Annotated in this window: 7 protein-coding genes; 4 read left to right on the forward strand and 3 right to left on the reverse strand. The window is 62.6% G+C overall.

The genetic code is table 11. From position 1 onward, the window contains the following. Positions 1-211: 211 nt before the first annotated feature. Positions 212-1,072: a LysR substrate-binding domain-containing protein gene (locus GGQ98_RS17765; RefSeq protein ID WP_184071959.1), complete on the forward strand. Its 861-nt coding sequence runs from the start codon at positions 212-214 to the stop codon at positions 1,070-1,072. A 140-nt stretch (positions 1,073-1,212) separates the two neighbouring features. Here GGQ98_RS17765 and parE read toward each other — a convergent pair whose 3' ends face one another. After that, entirely contained in the window at positions 1,213-3,189 is a 1,977-nt protein-coding gene (gene parE, locus GGQ98_RS17770) for a DNA topoisomerase IV subunit B (RefSeq protein ID WP_184071962.1), read from the reverse strand. Between the two features lie 50 nt (positions 3,190-3,239). After that, positions 3,240-3,764 carry a hypothetical protein gene (locus GGQ98_RS17775; RefSeq protein ID WP_184071964.1) on the reverse strand — a complete coding sequence of 175 codons (525 nt, stop codon included), beginning with the start codon at positions 3,762-3,764 and terminating at the stop codon, positions 3,240-3,242. A gap of 380 nt (positions 3,765-4,144) precedes the next feature. Here GGQ98_RS17775 and GGQ98_RS17780 point away from each other — a divergent pair, with 380 nt between their 5' ends. The 3 genes from GGQ98_RS17780 (at position 4,145) to GGQ98_RS17790 (ending at position 5,749) form a co-directional block, all read left to right on the forward strand. Further along, positions 4,145-4,912 carry a TorF family putative porin gene (locus GGQ98_RS17780; protein WP_184071966.1) on the forward strand — a complete coding sequence of 256 codons (768 nt, stop codon included), beginning with the start codon at positions 4,145-4,147 and terminating at the stop codon, positions 4,910-4,912. A gap of 317 nt (positions 4,913-5,229) precedes the next feature. Then, the gene (locus GGQ98_RS17785; RefSeq protein WP_341534257.1) at positions 5,230-5,466 is read left to right on the forward strand and encodes a type II toxin-antitoxin system ParD family antitoxin; all 237 of its coding nucleotides are present in this window, start codon (positions 5,230-5,232) and stop codon (positions 5,464-5,466) included. Further along, positions 5,459-5,749 (forward strand): type II toxin-antitoxin system RelE/ParE family toxin, encoded by a 291-nt coding sequence (locus tag GGQ98_RS17790; RefSeq protein ID WP_184071970.1) that lies wholly within the window; start codon positions 5,459-5,461, stop codon positions 5,747-5,749. The genes GGQ98_RS17785 and GGQ98_RS17790 overlap by 8 nt, the downstream gene beginning before the upstream one ends. 48 nt (positions 5,750-5,797) lie before the next feature. Here GGQ98_RS17790 and GGQ98_RS18900 read toward each other — a convergent pair whose 3' ends face one another. After that, positions 5,798-6,304, reverse strand: coding sequence for a DUF695 domain-containing protein (locus tag GGQ98_RS18900; protein ID WP_184071972.1), 507 nt, complete (start codon positions 6,302-6,304; stop codon positions 5,798-5,800). Positions 6,305-6,372: the final 68 nt, after the last annotated feature.

A 6,372-nucleotide genomic window follows, 5' to 3' on the forward strand; every position in this document is an offset into this window, starting at 1 on the left:
ACCCCATATGAATATGTCTGCAAAATATGGTCCGAGCAGCCAAAACGGTTTATCAGAGAACCGCACCATCAAAACGAGGGACTAAACAGCTAGGGGAGGTAAGGTGTGCCGCAAGGCACGCATCCCGTTTAGCGCGCTTATGGTAAAATTCCGGTTAAGCCTGATTTTTCGCGTTTGATCGGCAGGCAGGTGCCCTGTAATCGTCGCGGACATGAAGCGGACCCTGCTGCCCTTGAATGCCCTGCGCGTCTTCGATGCGGCCGCGCGGCATCTTTCGTTCACGAAGGCGGCGGACGAGCTGGCGGTGACGCCTGCGGCCGTCGGCCAGCAGATCCGAACGCTGGAAGACGTGCTCGGCACCGTGCTGTTCCGCCGCATGACGCGCAATCTGGAGCTTACCGACGAAGCGGTGCGCAGCCTGCCCGCGCTGCGCGAAGGCTTCGCGAAGCTGGAAGAGGCCGTCGCCGTGATGCAGGCAGGGCAGGGCGAGGAACGCCTGACCATCGCCGCGCCGCGCGACTTCATCGGCAAGTGGCTGGCCCCGCGACTGGGGCTCATCAAGGCCTCGACCCCCGTGCGGCAGGTGACGATCCTGCCTTCGGACGGGCCGATCGATTTCAATGCGGCCAATCTGGACGCGGCGATCTTCTTCGGCGCGATGCCCGCCGAGGAGGAGCTGAGCGGCAAGCTGATCGCGCCGGGCACGATCGTGCTGGTGGCGGCGCCGGAGATCGCGGCGAACGTGAAGATCGTGTCGGAAGTCGCCGCGCAGCCGCTGATCGAATACCCGCTTGCGGACTGGCGCGGCTGGTTCGAGGCGCACGGGGTCCATACGGTTGACCGCAGCGCCAGCCTGGGCGTCGCCGACGCCGGGCTTGCCATCGACAGCGCTGTGGCGGGCTACGGCATTGCGCGCGTGCCTCTGGTGCTCGCTGAGGCTGACATCGCCGCGGGGAAGCTCGCCGTTGTCATGGAGCCGAAGGTTTCGGACGAAGCCTACTGGCTGATCGCGCCGAGCGCGCAGTGGCGGCAGAAGAAAGTGCGCGATCTGGTGGCGGCGCTTTCGGACTAGGGTGTGTGGGGATTCAGCCCAGGACGGGCTGCAAACGGCGGCTTTCTGCGCTTCCGGTGCTCACGTACCTTTAGTACGCTCCGCTCCGGTTCTCGAAATCCACCATTTTCGCTCCGCCCTGAACTGAATCCCCACGCACCCTAAACGTCGATGGCGTCTTCCGAAAGCGTTGCGGCGCGTTCCTGGATGAAATTGAAGCGGTGTTCGGGATTGCGGCCCATCAGGCGATCGACGAGATCGACGACCGGCGCGCGCTCCTCGTAGGTATCGGGCAGCGTCACGCGGATGAGCGTGCGCTTTTCGGGGTCCATCGTCGTTTCGCGAAGCTGCATGGGGGACATTTCTCCAAGGCCCTTGAAGCGGCCGATATCGACCTTGCCGCGCCCGGAGAACTCGCCCGCCATCAGCGCATCCTTGTGGGCGTCGTCGCGCGCGTAGGCGACCTTGCCGCCCTGCGAGAGGCGGTAGAGCGGCGGCTGCGCGAGGTAGAGGTGGCCGCTCTTCACGAGGCCCGACATCTCCTGAAAGAAGAAGGTCATCAGCAGCGTGGCGATGTGGGCGCCGTCGACATCGGCGTCGGTCATGATGACGACGCGGTCGTAGCGCAGGGCATCGGCATCGAAACGCTCGCGCGTGCCGCAGCCGAGCGCCTGGATGAGATCGGCGATTTCCTGATTGGCGCTGATCTTGTCGCGGTTCGCCGAGGCGACGTTCAGGATCTTGCCGCGAATGGGGAGGATCGCCTGCGTCTTGCGATCACGCGCCTGCTTCGCCGAGCCGCCCGCCGAATCGCCCTCGACGATGAAGATCTCGGTGCCTTCGGGCGCATCCGACGAACAATCGGTGAGCTTGCCGGGGAGGCGGAGGCGGCGCGCGCTGGTCGCGGTCTTGCGCTTGATTTCCTTTTCGGCGCGGCGTTTCAGCCGCTCGTCCATGCGTTCGAGCGCGAAGCCGAGGAGCGCGCGGCCGCGCTCCATATTGTCGGAGAGGAAATGATCGAAATGATCCTTGATCGCCGCTTCGACGAACTTCGCGGCTTCGGGGCTCGTCAGCCGGTCCTTGGTCTGGCTCTGGAACTGCGGTTCGCGGATGAACACGGAGAGCATGAGTTCGCCGCCGGAGAGCACGTCCTCGGCGGTGAGGCCTTCGCCCTTCTTCTGGCCGATAAGGCTTGCGAAACCGCGGATACCCTTGACGAGCGCGGCGCGCAGGCCGGCCTCGTGCGTGCCGCCCGCGGGCGTCGGGATGGTGTTGCAGTAGTAGCTCGCCGAGCCCTCGCCGTAGAGCGGCCACGCCACCGCCCATTCCGCCGAGCCCTGCGTATCGGGAAACTCGGCGCGGCCCGCGAAGAACTCGTTCGTCGCGCACGCACGGTCGCCGAGCTGTTCGGCGAGGTGATCGGCAAGGCCGCCGGGGAACTGGAACACGGCGGTGGCGGGCGTGTCGTCGGAAATGAGCGCGGGATCGCACGACCAGCGAATCTCGACGCCGCGAAACAGATACGCCTTGGAGCGCGCGAGCCGATAGAGGCGGGAAGGGCGGAAGGTGGCCTTGTCGCCGAATATCTCCGGGTCGGGGTGGAACGCAACCGTCGTGCCGCGCCGGTTCGGCGCCGCGCCGACCTTTTCGAGCTTCGAAACGGCGTGGCCGCGCGAATAGCGCTGGCGGTAAAGCTCCCGGTTGCGCGCGACCTCGACGACGAGCTCGTCGGAGAGCGCGTTCACCACCGAAATGCCGACGCCGTGCAGGCCGCCCGAGGTGGCGTAGGCCTTGTTTGAAAACTTGCCGCCCGAGTGCAGCATGGTGAAGATCACCTCGATCGCGGACTTGCCCGGGTATTTGGGGTGCGCGTCGATGGGGATGCCGCGGCCGTTGTCGGAAACCGTCAGCGTGCCGTCCGACGCGAGCGAGACTTCGATGCGGGTGGCGTGGCCCGCAACCGCTTCGTCCATGCTGTTGTCGAGCACTTCGGCGGCGAGATGATGCAGCGCGCGCTCGTCGGTGCCGCCGATGTACATGCCGGGGCGGCGGCGCACGGGCTCCAGCCCTTCGAGCACTTCGATCTGGTCTGCGGTGTAGTCGGTCGGGTTGGCGGCACCCGTGAAAAGATCACTCATAGCGGTCTTATAGGGGGCGCCGGGGTGGCGGTGAAGGGCCTCTCGCCTGACTAGCGAACGTAGCTGAAGAGTGCGGAAATCGCGCGGTTGTCGAGCGGGCGCTCGCCGGGGTGGATGATCGCGGAAAGCGATTCGACGCGGCGGCGAATCTTCTCGGCGAGCATCGCGCTCGCCTGCTGCGCGGTTTCGCCGCTCAGGTCGCGCAGGTCGGCGAGCCCTTGCAGAATGAGTGCGGAGAGGTCGCGGCTCAGGCGGTCGAAGCGGCGGCGTACCGAGAGCGGGCAGAGCGCATAGGCTTCCAGCACCAGCGCCGAATCGCGGAGGCCGCCGGTTTCGAAGTGTTCGATGTAGTCGCAGGGAAGCCAGTTGCGGAGATCGCGGTTGAACTCCGGGTCTGTGCCCGCGACGTCGAGGAGCATGAGGACTTCGTTGAATTGATTGAGAAAATCGCTCGCGAGGCCGGTGTGGGGATCGATGCCCGTGATCGCCTCCGCGGCGATATCGGCGATGCGGGCGGCGACGGCGTCTGTCATGTCCGGCGGGAGGGCCGAGGCATTGCGGTAGTGTTCACTCACTGTCCAGCCGCCTGCATCCGCGTTCATCATGGGACGCGTCTAACGCGCCAGGCGTGAAAAACGCCTTAAACACCATTTTTTTCCGTCAGATGCATTTTTGCGTTGCAACACGCCGTGCTGCGGTGCAATATGAAAATGCCTTTATGGCAATCCTCCCCAAGGATTTTACTAAGGGCCGGCGGCGACGCCGGCCCTTCTTTCTGTCTGGATTCAGACTGTTGCGATAAAGCATCAGGTGCGTTGCAACTTGGTGACCGAGAGGGCGAAATCGCTTGTGCGCCGCCGCAGCGTGGTCGAATATCCTCCACGAAGCATGACGCTTCGGAACGACCCCTCCCAGGGCGAGCAGCGATCACAGCTGAAATGAAGGTGGAGGAATGATGAAAAAGGGAATTAGCAGCCGCGCGGTTTCAACGACCGTGCTTGCGGCTGCCACGCTTATCGGTAGCTTTGCGGTAGCCGCTCCGGCTTTCGCGCAGGACGAAGCGACGAGCGATTGGGAAATCTCCGGCAACGCCGGCGTGTTCTCGCAGTATCGTTGGCGCGGCATTTCGCTTTCGGATGAAGAAGTGGCCTTCCAGGGCGGCATCGATGTCGCGCATTCGAGCGGCTTCTACGTCGGCACGTGGGGATCGAGCCTTGCAGGCTTCGGCTCCTTCGGCGGCGCGAACGCTGAAATCGACGTCTATGCCGGTTATGCCGGTGAAGCGGGCGGCTTCGGCTACGACGTCGGCGCGATCTGGTATCTGTATCCGGGCACGAGCGGCACGGACGTGGTGGAAATCACGGCCTCGCTCAGCAAGGAACTCGGCCCTGTCGCCGCGACCGTCGGCGTGGCCTATGCGCCGAAGCAGTCCTCGCTCGGCAGCGACGACAGCGTCTACCTCTACACGGATTGGTCCGCCGGCATCCCGAACACCCCGGTCTCGCTCACTGCGCACTTCGGTTACACCGACGGTTCGCTTTCGATCGACCGCGGGTTCTCGACCGACGGCGACTATCTCGACTGGTCGCTCGGCGCGTCGGTGTCCTTCGACAAGCTGACGCTCGGCGTCGCGTATGTCGATACCGACGTCAAGGGCGGCGACCCGTCGATCAACACGATCACGGACGCAGCCATCGTGCTGTCGCTGACCGCAGCGTTCTGATCCGATAACGCAATCGTCACGGGGAAAGCCCCGGAAGTCTCAGGACTTCCGGGGCTTTTCTTTATGGGTGTGTGGGGATTCAGCCCAGGGCGGGCTGCAAACGGCGGCTTTCTCCGCTTCCGGTGCTCACGTACCCTCAGGTACGCTGCGCGCCGGTTCTCGAAATCCACCATTTTCGCTCCGCCCTGAACTGAATCCCCACACACCCTGCACCGACAGCGTCAACATCGACTTCAAGGTCTTGCGCGCCAGCGCAGGGTTGCCTAAATTGCACCAATAGTATGATAAATTATGCTGTGGAGGCGACTGTGGCTACTGTGCGTAAGACAATCACCCTGACAGAACAGCAGGATGCCTGGATCGCGTCTCAGATTGCTTCGGGGCATTATACCAACGACAGCGAGGCGATCCGCGACCTGATCCGGCGGGAACAGGCCCGGAACTTCGAAATCGAGACGATCCGCCAAGCCCTTGTCGAGGGGGAGTTGAGCGGGGAGCCGGAACCCTTTGACTTTGCCGCCTTCAAGCAGCGCAAAGTCGATCAGTATGGCTGATTACAGGCTCAGCCCGAAGGCTCAGCGCGATCTCGATGCGATTTTCGATTATACTTTGAAGCAATGGGGGCTGCCCCAGGCCCTGCGCTATACCGACCTCATCGAAGCGGCCTGTGTCAGCCTGGCAGAGGATCCGCAGCAATCGCAGGATTGCGCTGCGATCAGGCCGGGCTATCGACGGCGGAACGTGGAACTGCACGCCGTGTATTTTCAGCAAACCCCCTATGGGGTCGCAATCATACGCATACTGCATCAGCGCATGGACCCCGCACGTCACTTTTGATTAGCGCGCCAATTTGAACGTATTAAGGTTCGTTGTTGCCGGTGGCGCTTAATTGACCACTTCGCAGCCCCAGCCGTCATACTCGCCACCCAGTTCCTGAAGGTGGTGCGCTATCGGAATAACAACGTTGTCGATGTCTTCAGGCCGGTCAACGCGCTTGAAAGTCACGGCAATAGTGCCACCGTCGACCCTGGGCTCGTCAATGCTGAAACCTCGTTCGCGGAGGTAGTCCTGCAACTTCTCTGCAGCAACGGCATGCGGAAGATAGGCGAAATGCTCTATTGGGCGCGGCGCCGAAAGATTGTCGTTATGAGTCTCTAGATTATCAACCACCCTGCGATTCAAAATGCGTTGGAAGTCGTCCTGCGACGGGTAAAGGAAGTCAAAATATACGCTCCAGTTGGAATCTAACCGGCCCCCGACTTCGAATGTGTAATGTGAGTGACGTGCCATCGCTGACTGCGCGGAGGCAGAAAATACCGCAGGGTCGTTTGTATAGAAATAGAAGTCACGATTTCCGCTGGATGTTGACGTGACCCCCTGATTTTCCTCCACGCGTGATTAGAGTCCGGCCCTGATGGAAGGACGGACGATGAAGCGACTGAGGTTTACGGAAGAGCAGA

It is taken from the genome of Sphingosinicella soli, assembly GCF_014199685.1.
Taxonomy (GTDB): domain Bacteria; phylum Pseudomonadota; class Alphaproteobacteria; order Sphingomonadales; family Sphingomonadaceae; genus Sphingosinicella; species Sphingosinicella soli.

Coding starts and splice junctions, on each gene's coding strand:
- GGQ98_RS17765 (WP_184071959.1), top strand. CDS start 212: ATGAAGCGGACCCTGCTGCCCTTGAATGCCCTGCGCGTCTTCGATGCG.
- parE (WP_184071962.1), bottom strand. CDS start 3,189: ATGAGTGATCTTTTCACGGGTGCCGCCAACCCGACCGACTACACCGCA.
- GGQ98_RS17780 (WP_184071966.1), top strand. CDS start 4,145: ATGAAAAAGGGAATTAGCAGCCGCGCGGTTTCAACGACCGTGCTTGCG.
- GGQ98_RS17790 (WP_184071970.1), top strand. CDS start 5,459: ATGGCTGATTACAGGCTCAGCCCGAAGGCTCAGCGCGATCTCGATGCG.